General features: G+C 40.4%; 24 protein-coding genes. All 24 read left to right on the plus strand.

Annotated features, from left to right (window positions below):
- Positions 1-124: 124 nt before the first annotated feature.
- The 24 genes from helD to FF105_RS05175 all read left to right on the plus strand — a co-directional run bounded on the left by helD (position 125) and on the right by FF105_RS05175 (position 25,945).
- Complete coding sequence (helD, locus tag FF105_RS05060; protein WP_010295855.1) at positions 125-2,491, plus strand: RNA polymerase recycling motor HelD; 2,367 nt, start codon at positions 125-127, stop codon at positions 2,489-2,491.
- Positions 2,488-3,180 carry a type I pantothenate kinase gene (locus tag FF105_RS05065; protein ID WP_010295852.1) on the plus strand — a complete coding sequence of 231 codons (693 nt, stop codon included), beginning with the start codon at positions 2,488-2,490 and terminating at the stop codon, positions 3,178-3,180. The genes helD and FF105_RS05065 overlap by 4 nt, the downstream gene beginning before the upstream one ends.
- A 118-nt stretch (positions 3,181-3,298) precedes the next feature.
- Complete coding sequence (locus FF105_RS05070) at positions 3,299-4,810, plus strand: MDR family MFS transporter (protein ID WP_290046386.1); 1,512 nt, start codon at positions 3,299-3,301, stop codon at positions 4,808-4,810.
- Positions 4,810-5,487 carry a DUF4811 domain-containing protein gene (locus FF105_RS05075; protein ID WP_010295847.1) on the plus strand — a complete coding sequence of 226 codons (678 nt, stop codon included), beginning with the start codon at positions 4,810-4,812 and terminating at the stop codon, positions 5,485-5,487. Before FF105_RS05070 ends, FF105_RS05075 begins: the two co-directional genes overlap by 1 nt.
- 275 nt (positions 5,488-5,762) lie before the next feature.
- Positions 5,763-5,963 (plus strand): cold-shock protein, encoded by a 201-nt coding sequence (locus FF105_RS05080; protein WP_004912309.1) that lies wholly within the window; start codon positions 5,763-5,765, stop codon positions 5,961-5,963.
- A gap of 108 nt (positions 5,964-6,071) precedes the next feature.
- Positions 6,072-6,785 carry a 2,3-diphosphoglycerate-dependent phosphoglycerate mutase gene (gene gpmA, locus FF105_RS05085; protein WP_004912306.1) on the plus strand — a complete coding sequence of 238 codons (714 nt, stop codon included), beginning with the start codon at positions 6,072-6,074 and terminating at the stop codon, positions 6,783-6,785.
- A 242-nt stretch (positions 6,786-7,027) separates the two neighbouring features.
- A complete protein-coding gene (gene nagE / locus FF105_RS05090) occupies positions 7,028-9,025 on the plus strand; it encodes an N-acetylglucosamine-specific PTS transporter subunit IIBC (protein ID WP_290046387.1) in 1,998 nt (665 codons plus the stop codon).
- 453 nt (positions 9,026-9,478) lie between these two features.
- On the plus strand, positions 9,479-10,753 hold the full coding sequence (locus FF105_RS05095; RefSeq protein ID WP_004911737.1) for a uracil-xanthine permease family protein: 1,275 nt from the start codon (positions 9,479-9,481) through the stop codon (positions 10,751-10,753).
- Between the two features lie 304 nt (positions 10,754-11,057).
- Positions 11,058-11,783 (plus strand): F0F1 ATP synthase subunit A, encoded by a 726-nt coding sequence (gene atpB, locus FF105_RS05100; RefSeq protein ID WP_010291627.1) that lies wholly within the window; start codon positions 11,058-11,060, stop codon positions 11,781-11,783.
- A 170-nt stretch (positions 11,784-11,953) separates the two neighbouring features.
- Positions 11,954-12,181 (plus strand): F0F1 ATP synthase subunit C, encoded by a 228-nt coding sequence (gene atpE / locus FF105_RS05105; protein WP_004902064.1) that lies wholly within the window; start codon positions 11,954-11,956, stop codon positions 12,179-12,181.
- Positions 12,182-12,207: 26 nt separating this feature from the next.
- Positions 12,208-12,711: a F0F1 ATP synthase subunit B gene (gene atpF / locus FF105_RS05110; protein ID WP_010291629.1), complete on the plus strand. Its 504-nt coding sequence runs from the start codon at positions 12,208-12,210 to the stop codon at positions 12,709-12,711.
- A gap of 11 nt (positions 12,712-12,722) precedes the next feature.
- On the plus strand, positions 12,723-13,265 hold the full coding sequence (gene atpH, locus FF105_RS05115; protein ID WP_010291631.1) for an ATP synthase F1 subunit delta: 543 nt from the start codon (positions 12,723-12,725) through the stop codon (positions 13,263-13,265).
- 12 nt (positions 13,266-13,277) lie between these two features.
- The gene (gene atpA / locus FF105_RS05120; protein ID WP_147651161.1) at positions 13,278-14,795 is read left to right on the plus strand and encodes a F0F1 ATP synthase subunit alpha; all 1,518 of its coding nucleotides are present in this window, start codon (positions 13,278-13,280) and stop codon (positions 14,793-14,795) included.
- Between the two features lie 14 nt (positions 14,796-14,809).
- Entirely contained in the window at positions 14,810-15,718 is a 909-nt protein-coding gene (locus FF105_RS05125) for a F0F1 ATP synthase subunit gamma (RefSeq protein ID WP_010291621.1), read from the plus strand.
- 147 nt (positions 15,719-15,865) lie between these two features.
- Positions 15,866-17,266, plus strand: coding sequence for a F0F1 ATP synthase subunit beta (gene atpD / locus FF105_RS05130; RefSeq protein WP_010291619.1), 1,401 nt, complete (start codon positions 15,866-15,868; stop codon positions 17,264-17,266).
- 14 nt (positions 17,267-17,280) lie between these two features.
- A complete protein-coding gene (locus FF105_RS05135; protein WP_290046388.1) occupies positions 17,281-17,724 on the plus strand; it encodes a F0F1 ATP synthase subunit epsilon in 444 nt (147 codons plus the stop codon).
- Between the two features lie 332 nt (positions 17,725-18,056).
- The gene (locus FF105_RS05140; protein ID WP_010291617.1) at positions 18,057-19,100 is read left to right on the plus strand and encodes a phosphate/phosphite/phosphonate ABC transporter substrate-binding protein; all 1,044 of its coding nucleotides are present in this window, start codon (positions 18,057-18,059) and stop codon (positions 19,098-19,100) included.
- A 95-nt stretch (positions 19,101-19,195) separates the two neighbouring features.
- Positions 19,196-19,942: a phosphonate ABC transporter ATP-binding protein gene (gene phnC, locus FF105_RS05145; RefSeq protein WP_010291615.1), complete on the plus strand. Its 747-nt coding sequence runs from the start codon at positions 19,196-19,198 to the stop codon at positions 19,940-19,942.
- A complete protein-coding gene (phnE, locus tag FF105_RS05150) occupies positions 19,942-20,763 on the plus strand; it encodes a phosphonate ABC transporter, permease protein PhnE (protein ID WP_010291614.1) in 822 nt (273 codons plus the stop codon). The genes phnC and phnE (FF105_RS05150) overlap by 1 nt, the downstream gene beginning before the upstream one ends.
- A 10-nt stretch (positions 20,764-20,773) precedes the next feature.
- The gene (gene phnE / locus FF105_RS05155; RefSeq protein ID WP_010291613.1) at positions 20,774-21,583 is read left to right on the plus strand and encodes a phosphonate ABC transporter, permease protein PhnE; all 810 of its coding nucleotides are present in this window, start codon (positions 20,774-20,776) and stop codon (positions 21,581-21,583) included.
- A 48-nt stretch (positions 21,584-21,631) separates the two neighbouring features.
- Positions 21,632-23,137 carry a bifunctional metallophosphatase/5'-nucleotidase gene (locus FF105_RS05160; protein ID WP_010291612.1) on the plus strand — a complete coding sequence of 502 codons (1,506 nt, stop codon included), beginning with the start codon at positions 21,632-21,634 and terminating at the stop codon, positions 23,135-23,137.
- A 205-nt stretch (positions 23,138-23,342) separates the two neighbouring features.
- Positions 23,343-23,942, plus strand: coding sequence for a LysM peptidoglycan-binding domain-containing protein (locus FF105_RS05165; RefSeq protein ID WP_010291611.1), 600 nt, complete (start codon positions 23,343-23,345; stop codon positions 23,940-23,942).
- Positions 23,943-23,997: 55 nt separating this feature from the next.
- Positions 23,998-24,687, plus strand: coding sequence for a hypothetical protein (locus FF105_RS05170; protein WP_010291609.1), 690 nt, complete (start codon positions 23,998-24,000; stop codon positions 24,685-24,687).
- A 22-nt stretch (positions 24,688-24,709) separates the two neighbouring features.
- Entirely contained in the window at positions 24,710-25,945 is a 1,236-nt protein-coding gene (locus tag FF105_RS05175) for an NADH-dependent flavin oxidoreductase (RefSeq protein WP_290046389.1), read from the plus strand.
- Positions 25,946-25,962: the final 17 nt, after the last annotated feature.

Raw genomic sequence — 25,962 nt, forward strand, 5'->3', positions numbered from 1 at the left:
TGATTCATAGCAGATTAGGAGGATTTTCTTTATGCCAAATTAAAATTGAAATGTTTTTTCTTTTCATTTATCCAATCTAAGCGTATAATTATATCATTGAAATTTAAGAGAGTGGGACGCGTTTTTGGACGAAAAAATTAAGCAAGTTGAAGAGCAATATTTGAAGACAACACTATCAGCCATGAACCAATCTTTGACTGATACCGAGCTAGAAATTAAGCGGACAAACAAGAACATCTCTGACGTTTCCAAAAGTTGGGGAGATGTGCGTCTCAAAACCGATACCTATTCCGGTATTGTTGAAACAGCCATGTCTGTCCGCCAGCAACAACAAATGTTGGCTGAACGTGAAAATTCTAAGTCACGGGCAGAGCGTCGCTATGAAGTGTTGAATAAACAGATTCATAATCCGTATTTTGCACGTATTGATTTTAGCGAATCCGTGTCAGAAAGCGGTGAACCAGAAACCATCTACATTGGTTTAGGGTCATTTAGTGATGACGACAATCGCTATTTTGTCTATGATTGGCGTGCGCCGGTAGCTTCTATTTATTATGACGGTGGCATTGGACCGGTTGAATATTTGACACCGGATGGCACTCAAAAAGCTAATGTCACGCTGAAACGTCAATTTCAAATTGAAGATGGCGTGATTGTGACGTTATTTGACACGGAAGAGGCAATTGGGGATGCTATGTTGATGAATGCCTTGAGTGGCGAATCATCAACCAAGATGAAGTCAATTGTGACAACCATTCAAAAAGAGCAAAATAAGATTATACGTAATACTTCGGCGGATCTTCTATTTGTTCAAGGTGCAGCCGGTTCTGGTAAGACGGCGGCAGTTTTGCAACGTGTGGCTTACTTGCTTTATCGCTATCGTGGTAAATTAACCAGCGGTCAAGTGGTGCTATTTAGTCCTAACCAACTATTTAATGATTATATTGATCAAGTTTTGCCTGAATTGGGTGAACAGAATATGATTCAAATGACATTTTACCAATACGCCTCACGGCGTTTACCCAAAATGTCTGTAGAAACGTTGCAAGAACGCTTTGAATTGGATCATGTGAATAATCGCTTGGCATTGGCCAAAGGTAGTGTTGACATGTTCAACGCGGTCACTAATTATGCCAACTCTTTGACGCGTCAGGGGATGAAGTTCCGCAGCATTATGTTTAGAGGCGAGCCATTTATCGCCAAAGAACGCATGGCAGAAATTTATTATCAGTACAACGAAAATTACAAGTTAAGTCAACGTTTGGACGCAACTCGCGACACACTTATGCGTATGCTAAGCAGCCGCATTGGTACGGAAATGCGTAAAGATTGGGTAGATTTAGAAATTGAAAATCTATCTAAGGAAGAATATGATGAGCTTGTTGGCGCTGGGCGTGTCCGTATGGGCGACAATGAAGAAAATGATGCGGCGGCAGTGACGCGCCGCACGCAATTAGGTGCTGGGGAACAGGAGCGAGAATTTTCCAGTGAAAAAGCTGAGCGAAAGTTCTTGGCTAAGCAAATCACGACACGAGCTTTGAAGCCTTTGGCAAGACAAGTGAGACGTGCCAGTTTCCTTAATATCAATGCGCAATTTATTGAGTTTTTGCATGAGTTACCAAGATTTTTTGACTTAGCGGCTTATCAACTATCAGAAGCAGAGTGGCAGACGCATGTTGAACACGTTGTGGCTAATCTCAAGAATCATCAAATGTCCCTTGCTGACACAACGTTATATTTGTATTTATATGATTTAATGACTGGTAAGCATGGCGAACGTGATATTCGCTTCCTATTCATTGATGAAGTGCAAGATTATACGCCGTTCCAATTAGCTTTCTTAAAGTTTAGCTTCCCATTGGCAAAATTCACGGTGCTTGGCGACCTTAACCAAGCCATTTTCACCAAGGATAATGCGGCTAATTTGCAGGAAGATTTGGCTAGCTTGTTTGACTCAGAACGGGTAGACACGGTTAAGCTCACGCAAACTTATCGTTCGACGCAACAAATTACTGATTTCACTAAAGACATTTTATTGGGTGGGCAAGATATTGAAGCGTTTAATCGTAATGGCGAGAAGCCAACTGTGAAAATTGCTGACAATGAAACCGAATTGCTGAATAAGTTACGTCAGCAGTTACAACAAAATGCTAAAGACCAAGATTCGACAGCTATTATTACTAAAACACTCGCTGATGCGAAGTTATTGGCGCAACAATTGGCGGATAAAAATGTGACACTGATTCAATCAGAAAATCAACGTTTGGCGTTGGGCACTATCATAGTACCATCGTATTTGGCTAAGGGACTGGAATTTGACGCAGTCGTCATTTGGCACGCGGATTGGACACGATATGCGGCAGAAGACGAACGCCGTCTGTTGTATACAGTTGCGTCACGCGCGATGCATCGTTTGACATTGCTGGCTGAAAAGTCAGTGACACCGTTGTTGGACCATGTCGGTGCCGAACGTTATGAGGTTGAAAAATGAACGAATTAGTCAATGAAATTTTGAAACGCTATCAGCCACCTTTCATGGTAATTGGTGTTACCGGTTCAGTTTCAGTTGGCAAAAGTACATTTGCTAATAATTTGGCATCTTTATTGCATCAGGAAAATTTGACGGCTAGTGTGATTAGTACAGATGATTTTATGATGTCTAATGACACATTATTGGCCGCCGGCATTTTTGAACAAAAAGGGTTCCCACAGACATACGATTTGAACCGTATGGCAACAGTGATTAGAGATTTCAAGGCTGGTCGTGAGCGAATCGAGATACCCCTTTATACGCAAGAACTGGCTGATATTCACCCCACCCAATTGCAAACAATTATGCGACCCAACATTTTAATTGTTGAGGGTGTAACAGCCCTGCGATTGCCAGAGGATGTGTTAGATTTCAAAATTTTTGTTACCGCAGATTTGGTTGATATTAAGTCATGGTATTTGTCAAGAACGCTACAAGAAACAGCCTTAGCCAAGAATGATCCGTCTAGCTGGCGCTATCAATATGCCAAAATGCCGTTAGACGAGTTGAGTGATCTGGTCATGAAAGTGTGGGATACAACGAATCAAACTAATTTAGATCACTATATTTTACCTACGAAATCATTAGCAGATGTGATTGTTACGCTGAATGGGCAGCATGATGTGCAAAAAATCACATATAATAAATGATAATTAATTGTCAACTTAGTTGACAATTTTTTATTTAAGCGTAAAATACATTTTTGAAGCTAATGAAGAACTAAAGTGTTTTCTGTAAATGACAGAAAATGAATGAAAGGATTTTGATATGTCTGATAAAATAGTAGACACAAAGGGGAAACCAGTCAACCGCGTTGCCATGATGATTGTGTTGTTGGTCGGTGTGTTCTCTGTAATGCTGATGCAAACAGCTTTGGGGACAGCATTACCTGCATTGATGAAAGCGTTTGATGTTAATGCCTCAACAGTGCAATGGTTGACAACCATTTTCTTAATGGCTAACGGAATTATGGTTCCGGTTTCAGCTTTCTTAACAACACGAATTCAAACAAAAACGTTGTATTTATCAGCGCTTGGTTTGTTTACGGCTGGTACTTTACTGGCGTTTGTGACACCAACTAGTGCTTTCTGGATGCTCATGGTGGCACGTGTTTTGCAAGCTATGGCTGTTGGTGTTTTGATGCCATTGATGCAAGTGATTTCGTTGAATTTATTTGATGCAGAATCCCGCGGTAAAGCGATGGGACTTGGTGGTTTGGTTATTGGAATGGCACCTGCCATCGGACCAACGCTGTCAGGTTGGATTTTGGAAAAAGACCACACAATTTTGGGCTTCACACTTGAAAATTCATGGCGCTCAATCTTTGGCGTTGTCCTACCAGTGGTTATTGTGGTGATGATTGCTTCGTTCGTATATTTCCGTAACATTTTACCAACGAAAAAAGTGACGCTAAATGTGCGTTCTTTGATTGAATCAACGTTTGGATTTGGTCTGATTTTGTTTGGATTTGCCATGGTTTCAGATCACGGATGGGGTGATTTTGGTTGGGTTATTTTGCCATTAATTGCCGGATTGCTAATCACAATTGAGTTTATGTGGCATCAATCTCGTATGGAAAAGCCATTCTTGGATATGTCTGTCTTCAAGTCTAGACAATTTACCATTACGACAATATTAGTGTCCTTAGCAATGATGGCTATGATTGGTGTTGAAATGGTTTTGCCAATTTATATGCAAAATATTCGCGGATTAACGCCTTTGGATTCAGGATTAACATTGCTTCCAGGTGCGTTGATGATGGGAATTATGTCACCAATTGCTGGTGCTTTCTACGATAAGCATGGGGCTAAGCGCTTAGCCGTTGCTGGATTTTCTATTTTGTTGATTGGTACTGTACCACTATTTTATATGACAGCTGATACGTCACAACACTTCATCACTGCGCTATATACATTGCGTATGTTTGGTATTGCGATGACAATGATGCCATTGACAGCTTCTGCTATGGGTGCTTTGTCACCTGAAACGGCTGCTCAAGGAACAGCTGCCAACAACACGATGCGTCAAATTGCTTCTTCATTGGGAACGGCAATTTTGGCATCAGTCATGCAGTCTGTTACTGATAACAATAAGCCAGCTGCTTCACTTAAAGGTCAAGATCCATTGTCATATGCTAATAAGTTAATAGATGCAACATTGAACGGCTTCCATGCTTCATTTTTGTTGGCCGCAGGATTTGCTCTTGTTGCATTGTTAATTACATTCTTACTACACAGTGGCAAAATTAACACACCAGCACACAAGGAGGACGCAGCCTAATGATTATTTTGTTGATAGCGTTATTTGCTATTTTGGCCTTTGTGGCAAATATGATGATTACTAATCGTGGCGTACGTATTGTAACGACAGTGATTATGTTTGTAGGTTTGGTTTTAAGTGTTGCTGGCGTTGCGGCTAACATGAATTCACACTACGGTATGAAGGAAGTCACCACCACAACCAAAAAACAAATCTACACAGCCGGAACAGCGTCACAGGGATTTGGTCTATTGCTTTATCAAGGTGTTGGTACAAACGGCGCTGAAAATGTCTATGTTTACCGTGCTACAGACAATGCTAAAAAAACAACGATTGCAAAGCCTAACTTGAATACCAGTTCTCGTATGTCTAATATTTCTGGCAATAAAGCCTACAAAATTACGAAAACAACGCGTTATGTTTATAAAAATGCCACAATGCGGTTGATGTTTGGTATTGGTGGCAATAATCACCAACTTAAAAATAAGCATGTTGTTTATCAAGTGCCAAGCACTTGGGTTGCTTTGACGACGACTCAAGCTAAGTCATTGCAATCGAAAATGACGCCAAAAACGGATGCTGAAAAGCAAGCACTAGCCCAACAGCAAGCACAGTTAGCTACCTTGGCAAAAACAGATCCAGACAAAGCAGCACAGTTACAAGTTGCAGCAGTCAAAAAAGCGTTAAATATTAAATAATATGTCATCAACGTTTTCGCCTTAAACAGGTTGGAAACGTTTTTTTGATACTATTGAAGTTGCTTTTAATCGGTGAAAAAAATAATCCAATAATTGGGAATGAAAAAGAATTACAGTTATTAGTGTATTACTTGCTAATTTCTGTGAATGTGTTACACTAATGGGGTAATAAAAGTTTTTGATTTTGATTTGTTTTTTTCGGAAGGCGCTCAGTACCAATTATTTTAGATTACGCACAATATTACTTGGTGAGCACACCAAAGGAGAAACATATCATGGAAAAAGGCACAGTAAAGTGGTTTAACGGCGAAAAGGGTTACGGATTCATCACACGCGAAAACGGCGAAGATGTATTTGCACACTTCTCAGCAATCCAAGGCGACGGCTTCAAGACTCTTGACGAAGGTCAAGCAGTTACTTTCGAAGTTGAAAGTGGTGACCGTGGTTTGCAAGCTGTTAACATCGTTAAGGGCTAATAACCAATTAGAAAGAACTCGCTTCGGCGAGTTTTTTTGTGTCGTGATTTCGTGGTATAATGATATCGTTACGATTAACACAAACATAAACTAAGGAGTTTGGAACAAATGGCTAAATTAGTACTAATCCGTCATGGTCAAAGTGAATGGAACGCATTGAACTTATTCAATGGTTGGATTGACACAAAGTTGTCAGACAAGGGTGTTGAACAAGCAAAGGAAGCTGGCGAATTGTTGGCGGCTGAAGGTATCCAATTTGATCAGGCTTATACATCAGTTTTGACACGTGCGATTACAACGTTGCACTATGCTTTGGAAGAGGCTGGTCAATTGTTTATTCCTGAAGAGAAGTCATGGCGCCTTAACGAACGTCACTATGGCGCTTTGCAAGGTCAAAATAAGGCTGAAGCTGCTGAAAAGTGGGGCGACGAACAAGTTCATATTTGGCGTCGTTCATACGATGTTTTGCCACCATTGTTGGATTCATACGATGAAACAATGACAGTTCAAGGTAAGACATATCCTGCGTTTGATCGTCGTTACGCCGATGTACCTGAAGGTGAATTGCCATTAGGTGAAAATTTGAAGATTACTTTGGAACGTGTATTACCTTTCTGGGAATCAAACATTTCAAAGGACTTGAAAGCTGGCAAAAATGTTGTCATCGCCGCTCATGGTAATTCACTCCGTGCCTTGGCTAAGCATATCGAACATATTTCAGATGATGATATTTTGAATCTTGAAATTGCGAATGGACAACCTCTAGTTTACGACTTGGATGACAATTTGGAAGTTGTATCAAAGACAACATTAACAAAATAAAGCTAATTATCATTCTTAGGTGTACCAAAATTGGTATACCTTTTTTTATTGCAATTTATTGCTTTTTCTAGTGGAAAAGTGTACATTGGTATATGTTGTGAAAATGGTTTTGATGTGTTATGAAAGTTTACATGAAAAAACTTATTTGTCCTAAAAAGCGTTATTATCAGTAGTGTTATGTCATATAGGGAAAGGAATCGCTGCATTTGTGCTTAAATTAGCACAAATTGGTGGGTGAGGTTATGAAAGATTATTTTCAAAGAATAGGACGCTCATTGATGCTGCCAGTGGCAGTGTTACCAGCTGCTGCGATTTTGACAGGTATTGGTAATTGGTTACCAGCTACTTGGTTTGTAAGTGGCGTTTTGAAGCTTGCGGGTGGCTCGATACTTGATATCTTGGCACTTTTATTTGCAGTAGGCTTAGCTTTGGGAATGTCCAATAAAAAGGATGGGGCGGTTGCTTTGGCAGCAGTCGTTGGGTACGCGCTGACAGACTATGTACTGCGTCCAGAAAATATTGCGACGTTGTTTGGTCAAAAAATAACAGCGGTTAACGCCGCCTTTGGTACACCAACGCACAACAATGTCTTATTTGGTATTGTATCTGGTTTAGTCGCAGCCGCGCTTTTTGATAAGTTTGGACAAACAAAATTGCCTCAAGCGTTGTCTTTTTTTAGTGGTAAGCGATTAGTACCTATTTTAACGGCCTTGGCGATGCTGATATTTAGTATTGTGATGATTGTGGTGTGGCCGTTTGTTTATGCGGCATTAGTTGCTTTTGCAACAACTATTTCTAATCTTGGTTGGATTGGGGCAGGATTGTATGGTTTCTTTAACCGATTACTGATTCCAACTGGCCTACATCATGCCTTGAATTCGGTTTTTTGGTTTAAAGTGGCGGGGATTAATGATATTGGTAATTTTTGGGATTCCCATGGTGTTTTGGGCATTACCGGTCGTTATCAGGCAGGATTTTTCCCAATTATGATGTTTGGTTTGCCGGCAGGGGCGTATGCCATATATCGTAATGCGTTACCAGAGCAAAAGAAACGGATTGGTTCGTTAATGTTGGCAGCAGGCGTTGCCTCATTCTTTACAGGTGTAACAGAGCCTTTAGAGTTCTCATTCATGTTTGTTGCGTGGCCACTGTATTTGATTCACGCAGCTCTAACTGGTTTGAGCTTGGCAATTGCTGCTTTTTTCCATTGGACATCTGGCTTTGGGTTTTCAGCCGGGCTGGTCGACTACGTATTAGCGTTCAAAATGCCTTTGGCTAACAAGCCATATATGTTGTTACTACAAGGGATTGTATTCGCGATTTTGTATTATGTGATTTTTAATTTTGCAATTCAAAAATTCAATTTGATGACACCGGGTCGTGATCCAAAAGAAAATAATTCGGCAGAAAGTGATGTCGTGCTCAGTTCGTCAACAGAAGACAAGTATTTACGCACTGCACGTGTGATTTGGCAAGCTTTGGGTGGAGATAAGGCAAAAGACAATTTAACTTATTTATATAATTGTACGACGCGTTTACGTTACAAAATGACGGATACGGCATTGGCTGATGTTAATGCTTTAAAACATGCACCGGGTGTTATGGGCGTTAATGTTTTAGATCAACATCAAATTCATATTGTGATTGGACCAGATGTGCAATTTGTGGCAGATAATATTCAAAACATTTATGACGGCAACTTGTCACCGACGCTGACGGTACCATTAAAATCAAGCGAAATGATACCCTCGGAAACGACAACACCGATCAAGGATACAGTAGTTGAATCACTTTTTGCGGTAGCTGATGGGCAACTTTTACATTTAGAACATGTCAAAGATGATACCTTTGCTAGCAAAGTGATGGGTGATGGTTTTGCAATTGAACCTGCTAACGGCAATGTTTTAGCGCCGATTGATGGTGAAATTACAATGATTGCACCAACACAACATGCTATTGGTATTAAAACAGAGCGTGGTACAGATGTGTTGGTTCACATGGGCATTGACACAGTCGCTATGAATGGTGCACCATTTAATCTCAAAATTACCGTCGGTGATCATGTTAAACATGGCGATAAGCTGGCAGATATGAACATTAAAGCAATTCATGAAGCTGACAAAATGGCAACGATTATGGTGATTTGCCTCGAATTACCGGAAACCGCCACCGTTAAAATTGATGAAGAATTGGATTTTGATGGTCATGGTGGGGACTATGTCGGTCAAATAGTGTACTAAAATAAGGATAAAAAATAGTTGAAAGCGCTTACAAATGGTGATATACTATAGTTAATCAAATAAGAGGAGGCCATGAATGTCGCAAAACAATTTGACAGAAATTGAAGCAGTTCAAGGCAACGCCTCGCAGACTAAGGTTGAGATTAATTAATTATTCCAATGTGAATAAACAAATGCTAATGATAAAGCGCAATCAACTGACGTCGCAAAAGTACACAAGTTATCCAAATGATATATATGTAGCAGACAAATTTTGTCTGACCACCCCAATAATAGTGGGATGACGTTGTGTACTGTCAAGAAGCGAGGTGTTGCGTGACAGTGGATGTTTCAGCAACACTATGCGTTTGCCGCGCATATTTGACAAAATCATATAACAAAAAACCTGACATCATCGTGCATGAAGTCAGGTTTTTTGTATATAATAGATTCAATACGTTCAGGAGAGTAATTATGTCAGAAAATACCAATAGCAATGCTATCTATGATCTTCATGACAAACCACCATTTTTAGTGTGGCTTGGATTATCACTTCAGCACTTGTTTTCAATGTTTGGCGCAACAGTCTTAGTGCCGTTGCTAGTTGGGTTAAATCCCGGTGTGGCCTTGTTTACTTCGGGAGTCGGCACACTATTACACCTACTGATTACACGTGGTAAAGTACCAGCGTACATGGGCTCAAGTTTTGCCTTTATTATACCGATGGCTTCGCTTTTGAAAACAATTGGCTATCCAGCGGTCGCGCAAGGTATTATTTCCGTTGGTCTAGTCTACTTAATTGTTGCTCTTGTTGTGACATTTACAGGAACTGGTTGGATTGAATACATTTTTCCAGCAGAAGTTGTTGGTCCGATTATTATGGTTATTGGTCTGAGTTTGGCAGGATCGGCTGCTAGCTCTGCGACAATGCTGAACAATAAATATGATTGGCGCGTCTTTGTTGTTGCTTTGGTTACACTCCTTGCGACAATTGCGTTTAATATGTTCTTAAAAGGTTTCTTGGGACTACTTCCCGTGTTGTTAGGGATTATATTTGGTTATATTGTCGCGTTAATGGTTGGTTTAGTTGACCTAAGCCCAGTTGCTTCAGCGCACTGGTTCCAATTACCTAACTTTGAAACGTTCATTGGTAAGAATGGATTTGTCTTTTATCCGGCAGCGGTGCTGAGCATGGCGCCTTTGGCGTTAGTAACCCTATCAGAACATTTAGGTCATTTGATGGTATTGTCTAAAATTACTGGACATGATTTTTTCGCTAATCCTGGCTTGAAGCGTACGTTAACTGGTGATGGTACGGCTTCAGTAGTCGCTGGATTAGTTGGTGGACCAGCGGTAACGTCTTACGGTGAAAATATAGGTGTGATGCAGTTGAGTCGTGTATACTCTGTATGGGTTATTGGTGGTGCGGCATTCTTCGCTGTTGTCTTTAGTTTCATTGGTAAATTATCTGCGTTGATTTCAACTATTCCTGGTGCGGTTACTGGGGGTGTTGGCTTCATGCTTTACGGCGTCATTGCGGCGGCGGGTTTGCAGGTCATTGTGGACAATAAGGTTGACTATAGCAAAAAGCGTAATTTGATGATTGCTGCACCGATTCTTGTGGTTGGTATTGGTAATTTCCATTTACAGTTGAGTTCGCAAGTCGATTTTTCAGGTGTCGCTATCGCTACCGTTTTGGGTATTGTGTTGAATCTGGTTTTGCCAAAAGTGGCTGCCAGTGAAAAGTAATTTTAATAAACCTTGTTAGGAGGTGCTGCGTTAGCCTGTAAAGGCTGAAACGCAGCACTTTTTTGATCGAAATTGTGATGAAATAATCTTGTTGTCGATCGAAATTAATCGGTTAAAATTTTAATTTATGGGCGTTGATAACTAAGTTGACAACCTTACAAAGTCAAGATAATAAAAAGTTTGTGAAAAAGGTTCGCTAAGTAGTTGAAATTCAAACTGAAAGGCGTATCATAGATTTATATTATGACGAATAGCCGAAATACTTACGACCACTTCGCCAAATATTTGAGAAAGGAGAAGGCGCATGGATGACCCAACGGCAACGTTTAAGTTTCTTGGTTTGACCTTTGATTGGACCACAATTATTTCAACGTTGCTGGCTATGGCAATTGTTGTCATTGTCTCAGTTGTATTGACCCGCAATCTTAGTGTAAAACCTAACAAGCGGCAAAATGTGATTGAATATTTGCTAGATTTCACGAACGGTATCGTTGGTGGACAACTATCAAAAAAACAAGCACGTCAATTTGGTTTGTTCGCATTTACATTGTTTTTCTTTGTAATTGTGTCAAACGAAATGGGCTTGCTGTTACAAATTAAGCTTGGTGATGGTGTGACTTATATTAAGTCACCAACGGCCAACCCAATTGTAACAATGACCTTGGCAATTATGTCGTTAATGGTAGCTCATGGTATGGGTGTGCAAGAACTTGGCTTTAAAGGCTATATCAAGAATATGTTCTTCACCCCGTATGCATGGATGTTGCCGTTGAATATTATTGAACAATTAGCCAATTTCTTGACGTTGTCACTGCGTTTGTTCGGTAACATCTTCGCTGGTGAAATGTTGCTGACACTCGTAGCTAACAGTTTGGCATGGCCAGGACATTTTAATGGTCTTTGGTCAGTGTTGTCATTGCCAATCGAAATGGTTTGGCAAGGATTTTCACTCTTTATTGGTGCCATTCAGGCATACGTATTTGTTATTTTGACTGGCGTGTTTATTTCACAATTGTCAGGTAATGAATAGTGTTGTTGGAGCAAATGGGATTTGTGCCACAATCGCACTAAACTTAGACGTTTAATGGGGTTATGACACGAGTTGGTTTGCCAAAAGAACGCGAGAGCGTATCATCTATATAGTATAAAGTGTGTGGTATGGGAAGACCCATGCAACACGGTACAATAAGGAGAAATCTAATGGATTTGCACAATCTTGGTGTAATCGCAGCAGGTCTTGCAGCTGCTGGAGCTGCCGTTGGTGGTGGTATTGGTAACGGTGTTTTGATCTCACAGTTCTTGGCAGGTATGAGCCGCCAACCTGAACTTGAAAGTCGTTTGTTGTCACGTATGTTCTTGGGTGTCGCGTTGGTCGAAGTTATGCCAATTTTGTCAATCGTCTTCGCCTTCATGTTGATGGGCAAGTAATCACACAATAGTAGCGGAGGAAAATCATGTTGGGATTAACAACATTAGCAGCACTTCCATTGGGAAATATGCTGTTTATTATCATTGCCTTCCTCTTGTTGATGCTCATTTTGAAGAAGGTGGCCTACGGACCATTGACAAAAATTCTTGACGAACGTGCAGATAAAATTTCTTCTGATATTGACGGTGCTGAGTCAGCGCGTCAAGAGGCAGAACAATTAGCATCACAACGTCAATCTGAGCTAGCTGAGACACGTCAAAATGCCACAAAAGTGGTAGCAGATGCCAAGGCAAGTGCTCAAAAGCAAAGTGATTCTTTGATTGCTGCTGCAACTGATCGCGCAACGTCAATCAATCAACAAGCTCAGACGGATGCACAAAAGCTCAAGGAAGACGCAATTTCAGGTGCAAAAGACGATGTAGCAGCCCTTTCAGTGGCTATTGCATCAAAGTTAATGCAAAAGGAATTGTCGTTGAATGATCAACAAGCATTAATTGATGCTTACATTTCAGATTTAGAAACTAAATAAGGAGTATTGGGATGGCAAAAAATATTAAAGATATTGCTGACCAATACGCCAAAGCAATTTTTGAGCTAGCAAGTGAACGAGATCAGCTTGATGATGTCTTGCATGACTTAGAAACGATTCAAAAGTTAATTACTGAGAATCCAAGTTTTGTAACTGTTGTGACTGCTTCGGATTTAGCGATAACAGATCGTGATCAATTGTTGCAGACGCTCACAAAGGGCGCAGCTGAGTCAATTCAAAATTTGATTCAGCTGCTGGCGCGCAATGATCGTTTAGACATTTTGTCAATGGTTATTGATCAATTTGTCAGTCATTATAATGAGGCCAAGGGCATCGTTGACGTCAAAGCAACAACGGCTGTTGCTTTGGATGACCAACGTTTAGATAAATTAGCTAACGTATTTGCAGCCAAGACTGGCGCAAAACAAGTTAATATTGAAAACGTCGTTGATAACAGCATTCTTGGTGGTGTTATCTTGCAATCACAATCAATTCTGATTGATGGTAGCTTACAAACAAAAATTGCCAAAATGAAGGCACAATTATTAGGTTAGTGAGGAAGAATAATGGCTATTCAAGCTGAAGAAATATCTGCTTTAATTAAGCAACAGCTCGAAAAGTTCGACACAACGCTAACTGTAGAAGAAGTGGGAACCATTACCTATGTTGGTGATGGTGTGGCCCGTGCAACCGGCTTGGCTAACGCCTTGGCTGGTGAACTTGTCGAATTTGCTAATGGCACTTACGGCATGGCCCAAAACCTCGAATCAAACGAAGTCGGTATCATCATTCTTGGTGGTTTTGATGACATTCGTGAAGGTGACACAGTAAAGCGTACTGGCCGTATCATGGAAGTGCCAGTTGGCGAACAATTAATCGGACGCGTTGTAAATGCTTTGGGTCAACCAATTGATGGATTGGGTGATATCAAAACTGACAAGACACGCCCTGTTGAAGTAAAAGCACCCGGTGTTATGCAACGTAAATCAGTTTTTGAACCGTTGCAAACTGGAATTAAAGCAATCGATGCCCTTGTGCCTATCGGACGAGGACAACGTGAATTGATTATTGGTGACCGTAAGACTGGTAAAACGTCTTTGGCTATCGATACAATTTTGAACCAAAAAGATCAAAACATGATTGTTATCTATGTGGCTATTGGTCAAAAGGATTCAACTGTGCGTACACAAGTTGAAACTTTGCGCCAAATGGGTGCTATGGATTACACAATCGTTGTTAATGCTGGTCCTTCTGAACCAGCTCCTATGTTGTATTTGGCGCCTTATGTCGGTGCAGCAATGGGTGAAGAATTTATGTACAATGGCAAACACGTGTTGATCGTGTACGATGATTTGTCAAAGCAGGCTACGGCTTACCGTGAGTTGTCATTGATTCTTCGTCGTCCACCCGGACGTGAAGCTTATCCAGGTGATGTTTTCTACTTGCATTCACGTTTGCTAGAACGTGCTGCTAAGTTGAGTGATGAATTAGGTGGTGGTTCAATGACTGCTTTGCCATTCATTGAGACACAAGCTGGTGATGTTTCAGCTTATATTCCAACCAACGTTATCTCAATTACCGATGGTCAAGTGTTCTTGGATGCTGATCAATTCTATGCTGGTGTTCGTCCTGCTATTGATGCCGGAACTTCTGTTTCTCGTGTTGGTGGTGATGCGCAAATTAAAGCTATGAAGAAGGTTGCTGGTACGTTGCGTTTGGATTTGGCTTCTTTCCGTGAATTGGAAAGTTTCGCCCAATTCGGATCTGATTTGGATTCAGCAACACAAGCAAAGTTGGCTCGTGGTCGTCGTACAGTTGAAGTGTTGAAGCAACCATTACACAAGCCAATGCCAGTACAGCATCAAGTTGTTGTTCTGTACGCTTTGACACATGGTTACTTGGATGATGTTGCTGTCGAAGATATTCAACGTTTCCAAGATGAATTAATTGCTTATGTTGACGCCAATGCGTCTGATTTGTTTAAGACAATTGTTGAAACCAAGAACTTACCTGAAGAGGCTGATTTGAATGCAGCAATTGAGGCCTTTAAGGCTGGATTTGCTGGATCTGAATCAGCAGAATAAAAGGAGGCGCTGCAATGGCTTCTTTGCAAGATATTCAGCGTCGTATTTCATCAACTAAGAAGACGCGCCAAATTACGAGTGCCATGCAAATGGTTTCAACGGCCAAGTTGAGTCAAATTCAAAAATACAGTGCTGGATATGGTGCCTATGCTGCTCGTTTAGAGACGGTGGTTGAGCATCTTGTCTCTGCTCATCTGTTCGATAATGCGGATGCTGATCATATTCCGTTGATTGCGCAACGTCCAATCCAAAAAACGGGTATCTTGGTGGTAACATCAGACCGCGGTTTGGTTGGTTCATACAACGCTAACGTTATTAAGCAAACTAACGCACTGTTAGAAAAATTGAATTTGGATACCACTAACACAGCTATTCTTGCTGTAGGTGGAAATGGTGCCGATTTCTACAAAAAGCGTGGGTTTGAAGTGATTTTAGAACATCGTGGTGTGTCGGATGTGCCGTCATTTAACGAAATTCGTTCTGTTGTCAAAACAGTAACGAGTTTGTATGAGACGGGTGTATTTGATGCCTTACACGTTGTGTATAATCACTTTGTTAACCGATTGACTAGTGAGTACCGTGATGTCCAGTTATTGCCACTAACAACAGATACGTTGGAAGCAATGGGTGGAACAGAAGCACAAAAAGCTGAACTAGACGTTCAATCCACGTATGAAATCGAACCAGACACAACGGCGGTGCTAAATGTTGTCTTACCACAATTTGCACAAAGCTTAGTGTATGAAGCGGTGCTTGACGCAAAAACGGCTGAACATGCGGCTTCATCAACTGCGATGAAGGGCGCTACGGATAACGCTAAGGACTTAATAGGTCGTTTAGAGTTACAGTTTAACCGAGCACGTCAGGCAGCGATTACGACTGAAATTACAGAAATTACTGGTGGTATGGCTGCTCTAGAGTAAGTCGACTGTCACATTAAATAAAACACAACTACTGTTTGTGTAGCATGCATCAATAATTACCCGATATCAGAACTATTTGTGGTGACACATCTGGACAGACGATAAAGGTAATTCGATTATTGATGTTTATCATGAAAGGAAACGACAATGAGTACTGGAAAAGTCGTACAAGTGATTGGTCCGGTCGTTGATGTTGCGTTTGAAGCTGGTCAACAAGTGCCAGACATTAACAATGCGCTTGTCATTGACAAAGGCGAAGGCCAAACATTAACAGTTGAAGTATCTTTGGCATTAGGTGACGGAATTGTCCGTAGTATTGCCATGGATTCAACAGATGGACTTCAACGCGGTATGTCAGTCACTGATACTGGTAAGCCAATCCAAGTCCCAGTTGGTGAAGCGACATTAGGACGCGTGTTCAACGTTTTGGGAGAACCTGTCGACAACAATGGCGAAATTGCCAATGATGTCCCACGTAGTTCAATCCATCGTGAAGCGCCTAAATATGACGAATTAACAAACTCAACCGAAATTTTGGAAACGGGTATTAAGGTGATTGATTTATTGGCGCCTTACGTTCGTGGTGGAAAAATTGGTTTGTTTGGTGGTGCCGGTGTTGGTAAAACAGTTCTAATTCAAGAATTGATTCACAACATTGCGCAAGGCCACAATGGTATTTCAGTCTTCACAGGTGTCGGAGAACGTACCCGTGAAGGTAATGATATGTACCACGAAATGGAAGAATCAGGTGTCTTGAAACAGACAGCCATGGTTTATGGTCAAATGAACGAACCACCAGGTGCACGTATGCGTGTTGCCTTAACTGGTTTGACAATGGCTGAAAACTTCCGTGATAATGAAGGTAAGGATGTGTTGTTGTTTATTGATAACATTTTCCGTTTCACTCAAGCTGGTTCTGAAGTGTCAGCTTTGTTGGGTCGTATTCCATCAGCCGTTGGTTACCAACCAACGTTGGCAACAGAAATGGGACAATTGCAGGAACGAATTACTTCAACGAAGAAGGGTTCAGTTACCTCAATTCAAGCCGTTTATGTGCCTGCCGATGATTACACTGATCCGGCACCTGCCACAACATTTGCGCACTTGGATGCAACAACCAACTTGGAGCGTTCATTGACACAACAAGGTATTTATCCTGCGGTTGATCCTTTGGCATCAACTTCATCAGCTTTGGATCCACAAATCGTTGGTCAAGAGCACTATGAAATTGCTACTGAAGTGCAACGCACGTTGCAACGTTATCGTGAATTGCAAGACATTATCTCAATTTTGGGTATGGATGAATTGTCAGACGAAGAGAAAACGACTGTTAACCGTGCGCGTCGTATTCAATTCTTCTTGTCACAACCATTCTCAGTTGCTGAGACGTTTACCGGTATCAATGGTGAATATGTGCCAGTTGCTGAAACTGTACGTTCATTCAAGGAAATTTTGGATGGCAAATATGATGATTTGCCTGAAGATGCATTCCGTAACGTTGGTGCTATTGAACAGGTTGTTGAAAAAGCCAAGACAATGGCCCAATAAGGGGGTATTGACATATGGAAGATGAAACAACTGCAACACATGGTATCCAAGTTCAAATTGTTACGCCAGCTGGTGATGTTTACAATGAAAGTGGTATTGATATCGCGATTGTAAATACGCAAGGTGGTCAAATTGGAATTATGGCAAAACACGTTCCTATCTTAGCTGCATTGACGATTGATGAATTAATTGTTAAGCGTGGTGATGATAAAGAATCATTAGCCGTAAATGGTGGTATTGCTGAATTTTCTAATAACATTTTGACAGTGATTGCTGATAGTGCTGAAACATCTGATACAATTGATGTATCGCGTGCTGAAAGTGCTAAAGAACGTGCGGAAGCGCGTTTAGCTCATGCCCAAGATGACAACAATGATGAAGAACTAAAGCGTGCTCGTATTGCTTTGATGCGGGCCGTTAACCGAATTCACGTTGCTGCTCTCAAATCTGGACGTTAAATCAATTTGTAAAACCCCAAAACAACTGTTTTGGGGTTTTTATGATGACATTAGTTTGTATGAAAAGCGCTTACAAACTAAACGTTCGTATTTTTATTAAAAATTATAACGAATGTTCAGTACGTACCGTACGTTGTTTTTAAAAATGAGGAAATACTTAATTATTTTTTCGCTATGATGATGATTTTTTTGGTAAAGTAGTATCTGGACAAACATTGAATTTTTCTTGACAAAAGTTTGACGAAAATTTGACAATGCTTGTGTAGAATAAACTGGTAACGCAATGGTTACTAAAACGAGAGAGACCGTTAAGGTCACAGGAGAACTGAATCATGAAACAGACTGCTAAGCAGATCGTCCGTTTGAGTATGGTTTTTGCTGTTGCATTGATTGCTTTTGCAACATTGAGCGTGCAGAGCGCAAGTGCAGCAACAAAGACAATCAAGGAATTGAAAATTTATTTTGTTCCTTCAAAACAACCTGACCAAATTGTAACAGCAACTAAGCCATTGAAAGGCTTGCTGAAAGCACAATTAAAAAAGCAAGGTTACAACGTTAAGAATGTTGATATCAAAGTAGGTACCAGTTATGAAGCTGCCGGAGAAGCGCTAACATCAGGCACTGCTGATGTTGGTTTTATTCCTGGTGGTACTTATGTGATGTATGAAGACGGCGTTCAAGTTTTGTTAACTGCAACGCGTGCCGGTTTAAATAAAGACTTCACTTCTGCTGCAAAGTGGAATGATGGCAAGGCAACTGAACCTACTAAAAAGCAAGCAGCGACATACCGTTCATTATTTATCGCTGGTCCTTCTGCTAAGGGACAAGAATTGGCTAAGAAAATCAACGCGGGCAAGAAGTTGACATGGAAAGATTTGAACTCTGCTAAGTGGGGATTGTCATCAACTACTTCGTCAGCTGGTTACATTTATCCATCATTGTGGTTGAACAAAAACTACAAGAAGACAGTGACTGATTTGTCAAATACAGTACAAGTTGACTCATATGGTTCAGGGATGGCACGTTTAGCTTCTGGACAAATTGATATTTTGCCAGTTTATGCAGATGCCCGTCGTGATTTTGCAGATGCTTGGACAAAAGATTACAAGCAATCAAAGTCAATTTGGGCTGAAACAAACGTTATCGGTGTTTCACAACCAATTTACAACGACACAATTTCAGTTTCAAAGAAGTCAAAGATTATGACAAAGAATTTTAAGTCAGCTTTGTCAAAGTCATTTATCAAATTGGCTAAGACTAAAGAAGGTAAAAAAGTGATTGCAATCTATTCACACGAAGGTTATGTTAAGGCAAAGTCATCTAACTATGACGGTGAACGTGCAGCACAAAAAGTGTTGAAAGAGTCAACTAAGTAAAAATCAACGACATTAATAAGCGGCTCCTGAGCTGCTTTTTATTGCGTTTGGTGCCTTAAATGGCGCCAATACATATTATAGTTTAGGAAGAAAAGATGATTAAATTTGAGCATGTTTCAAAAACGTATCCCAACGGTGTGAAGGGTTTACAAGATATCAATTTAGAAATTGAAGATGGTGAATTTGTGGGCATTATCGGTATGTCTGGCGCTGGAAAATCTACATTTATTCGAACCATTAACCGATTAAATAATATCACAGAGGGTAAATTGACGGTCGATGGCGTTGAAATTTCAAACTTAAAAGGAAAAGCATTACGCCGTTTTCGTCGCAAGGTGGGTATGATTTTTCAGTCATATAACTTGGTGCCCCGTATTACGGTTATTCGCAATGTTATGAGTTCATTGGTTCCAGACATGCCATTATGGCGCGTCATTTTGGGGCTATTCTCAAAGAATGATAAAATGCGCGCGTTAGAGGCATTAGATCGTGTTTCAATGTTAGATAAGGCTTTTGTTAGAACCGATCAATTGTCTGGTGGACAACAGCAGCGCGTATCATTGGCGAGAACTTTGGCACAAAATCCATCTGTGCTCTTGGCGGATGAACCAGTAGCGGCACTTGATCCTGTGACAGCGCATGAAGTTATGGACGATTTTAAACGTATTAATGACGAACTTGGTCAAACCGTTTTGATCAATATTCACCATGTGGACTTGGCACTTGACTATGCCAAACGCATTATTGGTATTCGTTCTGGACGTGTGGTATATGACGGACCAGTTTCTGGTGTGACACAAGAAATTTTAGATAATATCTATTCAAAAGATGAGGCCGAATAATGTGGTGGTATGATAAATTATTTAAAGCTAAGAAATATACGTTAGCCAACGGTAAAACAGTCAGCCAGAAGTTTACGAGAACGCCACTTATTTTGTTGATACTGTTAATTATTTTAATTATTTCAGTTGTTGTGACTGGTTTTAGTTTGCCAACTTTGTTTGCTAATTTTCAGCAGTTTTGGGTTGTCTTTGGCGATTTATTTCCACCAAAGTGGTCTTATTTTCCATCAGTTTGGCAACCTCTAATTGATACAATTAAAATGTCACTCTTTGGATCTTTCTTTGGGGCAGTGGTGGCCTTACCATTGGCAATATTGGCTGCTAATAATGTGACTAATAATCGATTCGTCAATCTTATTGTGCGGTTTTCATTGACAGTGTTACGGACCTTGCCAACATTAGTTGCTGCCTTAATTGCGACTTATATTTTTGGATTAGGCACATTTGCCGGTACGGTTGCTATCTTTATGTTTAGTTTATCATTCGTTGGTAAACAACTGTTTGAGTATATTGAAACAGTCGATATGGGAGCGTATGAAGCCTTGATTGCAACAGGTGCAAATGCACCGCGAGCTTTCGTTACCGCTATTATGCCGCAAATTTTGCCGACTTATTTGTCGACATCGTTATTTGCTTTTGAAGGTAATGTTCGCTATGCTGCCATTCTAGGTTACGTTGGGGCTGGTGGTATTGGTATGATTTTGAACCAAAAAATTGGTTGGCGCGAATTTCAAAGTGTTGGCATGATATTGGTTTCATTATTTGTTGCCGTGGTGCTGATTGAAACATTGAGTCAACAACTACGGAAATTCTTGAGTTAAGGAGAACAACATGAATAAAAAACTAGAAGCTGTTCTGCTGACGCAACCTAAACGTGCTAAATATTATATCACCGCTGCTATCATCGTATTGATTGCTTTAATTTGGTCATCATCTGCTGTCAATCAAATGACTTTAACCGATAAAGGTTGGCGAATTGGTTGGAATATCTTAGAAGGAATTGTGACACCCGATAAAGACCTATTATTCGGTGGTGGGGATAGTGGCGTTGCCTATTTGATTTTGCAAACAATTGCAATTGCTTTTCTTGGGACACTAGTTGGGGCAATTATTGCAGTACCATTGTCATTTATTTCAGCTACAAATATAGTGCCAAAACCAGTTGTCGTGGTAACACGGTTTGTGATTATGGCGATTCGTACAGTACCGTCATTGGTATATGGTTTGATGTTTATTCGCGTCACTGGGCCAGGACCGTTTGCCGGTGTGATGACACTGGCAGTTGTCTCTATCGGTATGATTTCAAAACTATTTATTGAGACAATTGAAGACTTGGATTCGGGCATCTTGGAATCATTAGATGCAGCCGGTAGCACATTTTTCCAAAAAATTCGTTATGGTGTTTTGCCACAACTTAGTTCCGATTTCATTTCAATTCTTGCGTACCGATTTGATATGAATCTACGTGAAGCCACTATTTTAGGATTAGTTGGTGCTGGTGGTATTGGTGCACCGATGATTTTTGCAATGAGTGGGTATGAGTGGCATAAAGTTGGTGCCATTCTAATTGGTTTGTTTGTGCTAATTTTTGTCATTGAATACTTATCAGATAAATTACGTCAACACTTACTCCATGGTTAGAAGATGGGCGGCCTCATTGGCTGCCTTGTTTTTGAAAGAAGGAATTTAATGAAGCATTTCAAGTTATATTACACTTCGGATGTTCATGGTTACTTATGGCCAACTGACTACATTCAAAGCGGTTCACAACCTCAAGGCCTTATCAATGTAGCCGCGAACTATCAAAAAGATGGCAACACCCTAGTAATTGATGGCGGTGACATGTATCAAGGTTCACCACTATTACAATATCTCAAGAAGTATGACGATATTGACGCAGTATCAGACATGATGAACATGGCAGGATATGACTATGTTACGCTTGGTAATCATGACTTTAATGCGGGTTATGACGAACTCAAGAAACATTTGGCAAATTTGAATGCGACTGTGTTAGCCGAAAATGTTACGGATGAAAACGGACAGACCTTATATCCAGCAGAAATTAAGACCCTAGCTGATGGCACAAAAGTTGGTTTAATTGGTTTAGTGACTGATTATATTAACATTTGGGAAAAGCCGGAACATCTCGCAGGCATTAAAATTGAATCACCTTTGATTAAAGCGGCGCAGACTATCGCGCGTCTGCGCCAATCAGCTGATGTTGTGATTGGCATTTATCATGGTGGTTATGAGCGTGACTTGGATTCGGGCAAGGTAATTAGTACAACATCTGAAAATATTGCTTGGCAACTCACCGCAGAACTGGATTTGGATATTTTATTGACAGCACATCAGCATGGTCAAGTGCCGGCCCAGTTAATGAACGACACATTAACGCTACAATTACCTAACCAAGCTAAGTTTTTTGCGCAAATTGATGGCGAGTTAAGAGACGGAAAATGGTTATTCACCTCATCAACAAATGCTGCTGGTACGACTAGCCAACCTGACATGCTTAAAGCCTTACAACCACTTAATGACAAAGTTGAAGCGTGGTTGGATCAGCCAATCGCTAATTTGACAACATCTGTTGCGGTTGAAGAACCGTTAATTTTGGCACAATATGGTAATGATGTTTTGCGCTGGGTGGCGGCAGTACAAATGGCTGCGACTGGTGCGCAAATCACATTGCAAGGCCTAAATAACAACCCGTCGAGTTTGCCAAAACAGTTGACACTCAGATCAATTTTGCAAAATTACCCATTTGATAATACATTGGTCACAAAACGTATTTCGGGTGCTGATTTACGCGTTGGATTGGAGCATACAGCAAATTATTTTGTTATTGAAAATCAGAAATTAGCTGTTAATCCTGATTGGTTGAAACCAAAAGTGGAACATTATAACTACGACTTGGCCTTTGGCATTGATTATGAAATTGATGTCCGTAAACCAGTAGGGAACCGTATTACAAAATTAAAGTATCAGGGAAAAGATATTCAAGACACTGATTACTTTAGCATTGCGATGAATAATTATCGCGCTGTCGGCGGTGGTGATTACCAAAGTTATGCTAATTCTGAGACAATTTATACTGGGGATAAGGCTATTCAAGATATGTTAGTTGCATATTTTGAGGATCATGATCAATTACCAAAGACGCCACAATTAATATTAAAAGTTCTATATTAAGGCTTTATTTTAAATCTTAAGATTTTTATAAGACAACTAACACGGTAAATGTATAATAAATAATAGTATGTAATGTTCTTGATATGAAACAGATGTTTGCTTATTATATTCAGCGACTAAACTAATACTCGTAAGTTAATTACATGACTTCATCAATTCGGATGTTGTCATCTTCGAACAGATAATTTAGGAGTACAAATATATAATGTTTAATATTAAGAAGACTTTGACCATTGCTGCTGGTGTTGCAGGTGCCTTTGCCTTTGGTGGTGCACATGCTAGTGCCGATACAACAACAGCCCCATCAGATTATGTTGTGCAATCTGGTGACACATTGAACAAGTTGTCAGCAAAGTATGGTGTTTCAGTTGACACAATTGCTACTAATAACAACATTTCAAATGTTAACTTGATTATTGTTGGTCAACACTTGTCATTTGCCACAGCAACAAAAGCGGCAGCAACGCCTGCACAGTCAACAACAACTGAAGCAGCGGCAACCAGCACAACGACAACAACAACAACTACCACCACTACTACTTCATCTGCAACAACAACTTCAACTACCGGCTCTAACTCTGCTGCATTGAATGCTTTGATTGCACGTGAATCAGGTGGTAACGTTAATGCTACTAATGGTCAATATTATGGTTTAGGTCAACTTTCAGCACAAGCACGTGCTATCTATGGTGGAAACTCAGCCGATTATAACGATCAATTAAATGCTATGAAGGCTTATATTGCAGCACGTTACGGTACTGCTGAAAATGCTTGGGCCCACTCACAAGCAACTGGTTGGTATTAATTTATTAATCAAAAAGTGATATTAAATCATCCTCCGTTTGCGGGGATGATTTTTTATGTTTGAGAAAAGAGATGAGATGAGACTATTATCAAATAAATATCAAATGATCATTGCCATGTCGGTCTTTGTCATGCTAATGTATTTTGCCGTATTATTAGTTAACGTACTACTGTTTGGCTTTGAACCAAAAAAAGTTATCGTGGTTAATCATAGTTTTCATGCGCCTATTGTTCGTGTAACATCCAGTAATGCGCCACAAGATGTCACGATTGCAACTACTGAAAATTTTATCGGTACAGAAACGCAGAAAGTCAATGTTTCTGCTAACAAATATCAATTTTCATTGACAAATGGCACTACTTGGGAACTTTACGTTGCAAAATATCTAGGGAATGGCGATTATAATGACACAATTAATTTTACCAATCGTTCTTTTTCAACGAGAAAAGCGTTAACTTATCAGACTGTCGTGGTCAAACATATGCTGCTGAAGGCGAAAAAGTATGATGTGATTTTGTCAGATTCACAAATTAAATCAAAAAAATTAACTGACAGCGATCTTTTAATTGCCGCTCATCTATATAAAATGGAAAAAAAGGCTGTTAAACCAACAAAACTGAATCAGAATATCATTAGCGATTTGAAATTAAAGTATGCCTATTATTTACACCAAGTGGGTACTAGCAAAAATGATCTTCACGGTGGCACACCGAATCTTGCCACCGGTCAATTCGTGACACACTAACATATCGTGTTACAATATTGATATGCAAATAAATTACGATTTTTTAGACTCATATACATTTAAAAATAAGCAAATGACAGTGCGTAATCACGTCGTAATGGCGCCTACAACCTTACGTGCGTCTTTTGAAGATGGTAGTGTAACGGATAATGAATTGCGCTATTACCAAATGCGCAGCGGTGGTCCAGGAATTATTGTGAGTGAAGTAGCGCATGTGAATCATTTAGGTAAAGGCTGGGAAGGTGGTATTTCGGCTGCTGATGATGACAAAATTCCAGGGTTATCACGTTTAGCCAGTGCCATACAATCAGGCGGGGCAAAAGCGATACTGCAACTATTTTCTGCTGGTCGGAAAACGACTACTGCAATATTGCGTGGGGAACAACCAGTATCGGCGTCAGCCGTTGCGTATCCACGTGGTGACTTTGAAACGCCACGGGCGCTAACGCATCAAGAAATTGCACAAACAATTGATGATTTTGCTGCTGCTACAAAAAGAGCTATTTTGGCTGGGTTTGATGGGGTTGAACTCCATGGTGCTAATTTATATTTAATGCAACAGTTTTTTTCGCCTGACAGTAATCAACGTGATGATATTTGGGGTGGGACATTGGCAAAACGGATGCGTTTTGGTTTAGCGGTGACGGCTAAAGTCGCGCAGACTATTGAGCAGTACGCTGATCGACCATTTTTACTTGGCTATCGTCAATCACCCGAAGAACCAATGACACCAGGGATTACATTGCAAGACTCGTTAGCTTTTGTCAACAAATTAATTGACTTGCCAGTTGATTATGTACATTTGTCATTGAAAGACGCCCTTCAAACACCGTTTAAAGATAAGGATGATCAGACAAAAATTGTTGATTATTATCGACAGGCACTACCAGACGACTTTCCGCTGATGGTTGCTGGCTTAGTAAAACAACCTGCGCAAGTTGAAGAATTGATGGATACCGGCGTGACCTTTGCTGCGATGGGACGTGAATTGATTGTTGAACCTAACTGGGTACAAAAGGTGAAGATGAATGATGAACGGGCAATTCGGTATGCCATTTCACCGGCAGATTTCGACTTGTTGGGTGTCCCCAAACCATTAGAACAATGGTTGTTGACACGCTTTAAGAATGGTTTGCCGGTAACGACAGATTTGGAATTTGATCCGAACAAGCCCTGGCGTTATTACAAAAGTACACCAGTCAAAGTGCCACAACCAATTGATCCAACAAAACTGATGACTTTGAAGAAAAAGGGTTGACGAGTATTTGAATTCTT

It is taken from the genome of Leuconostoc sp. UCMA20149 (assembly GCF_030400235.1).
Classification (GTDB): Bacteria; Bacillota; Bacilli; order Lactobacillales; family Lactobacillaceae; genus Leuconostoc; species Leuconostoc pseudomesenteroides.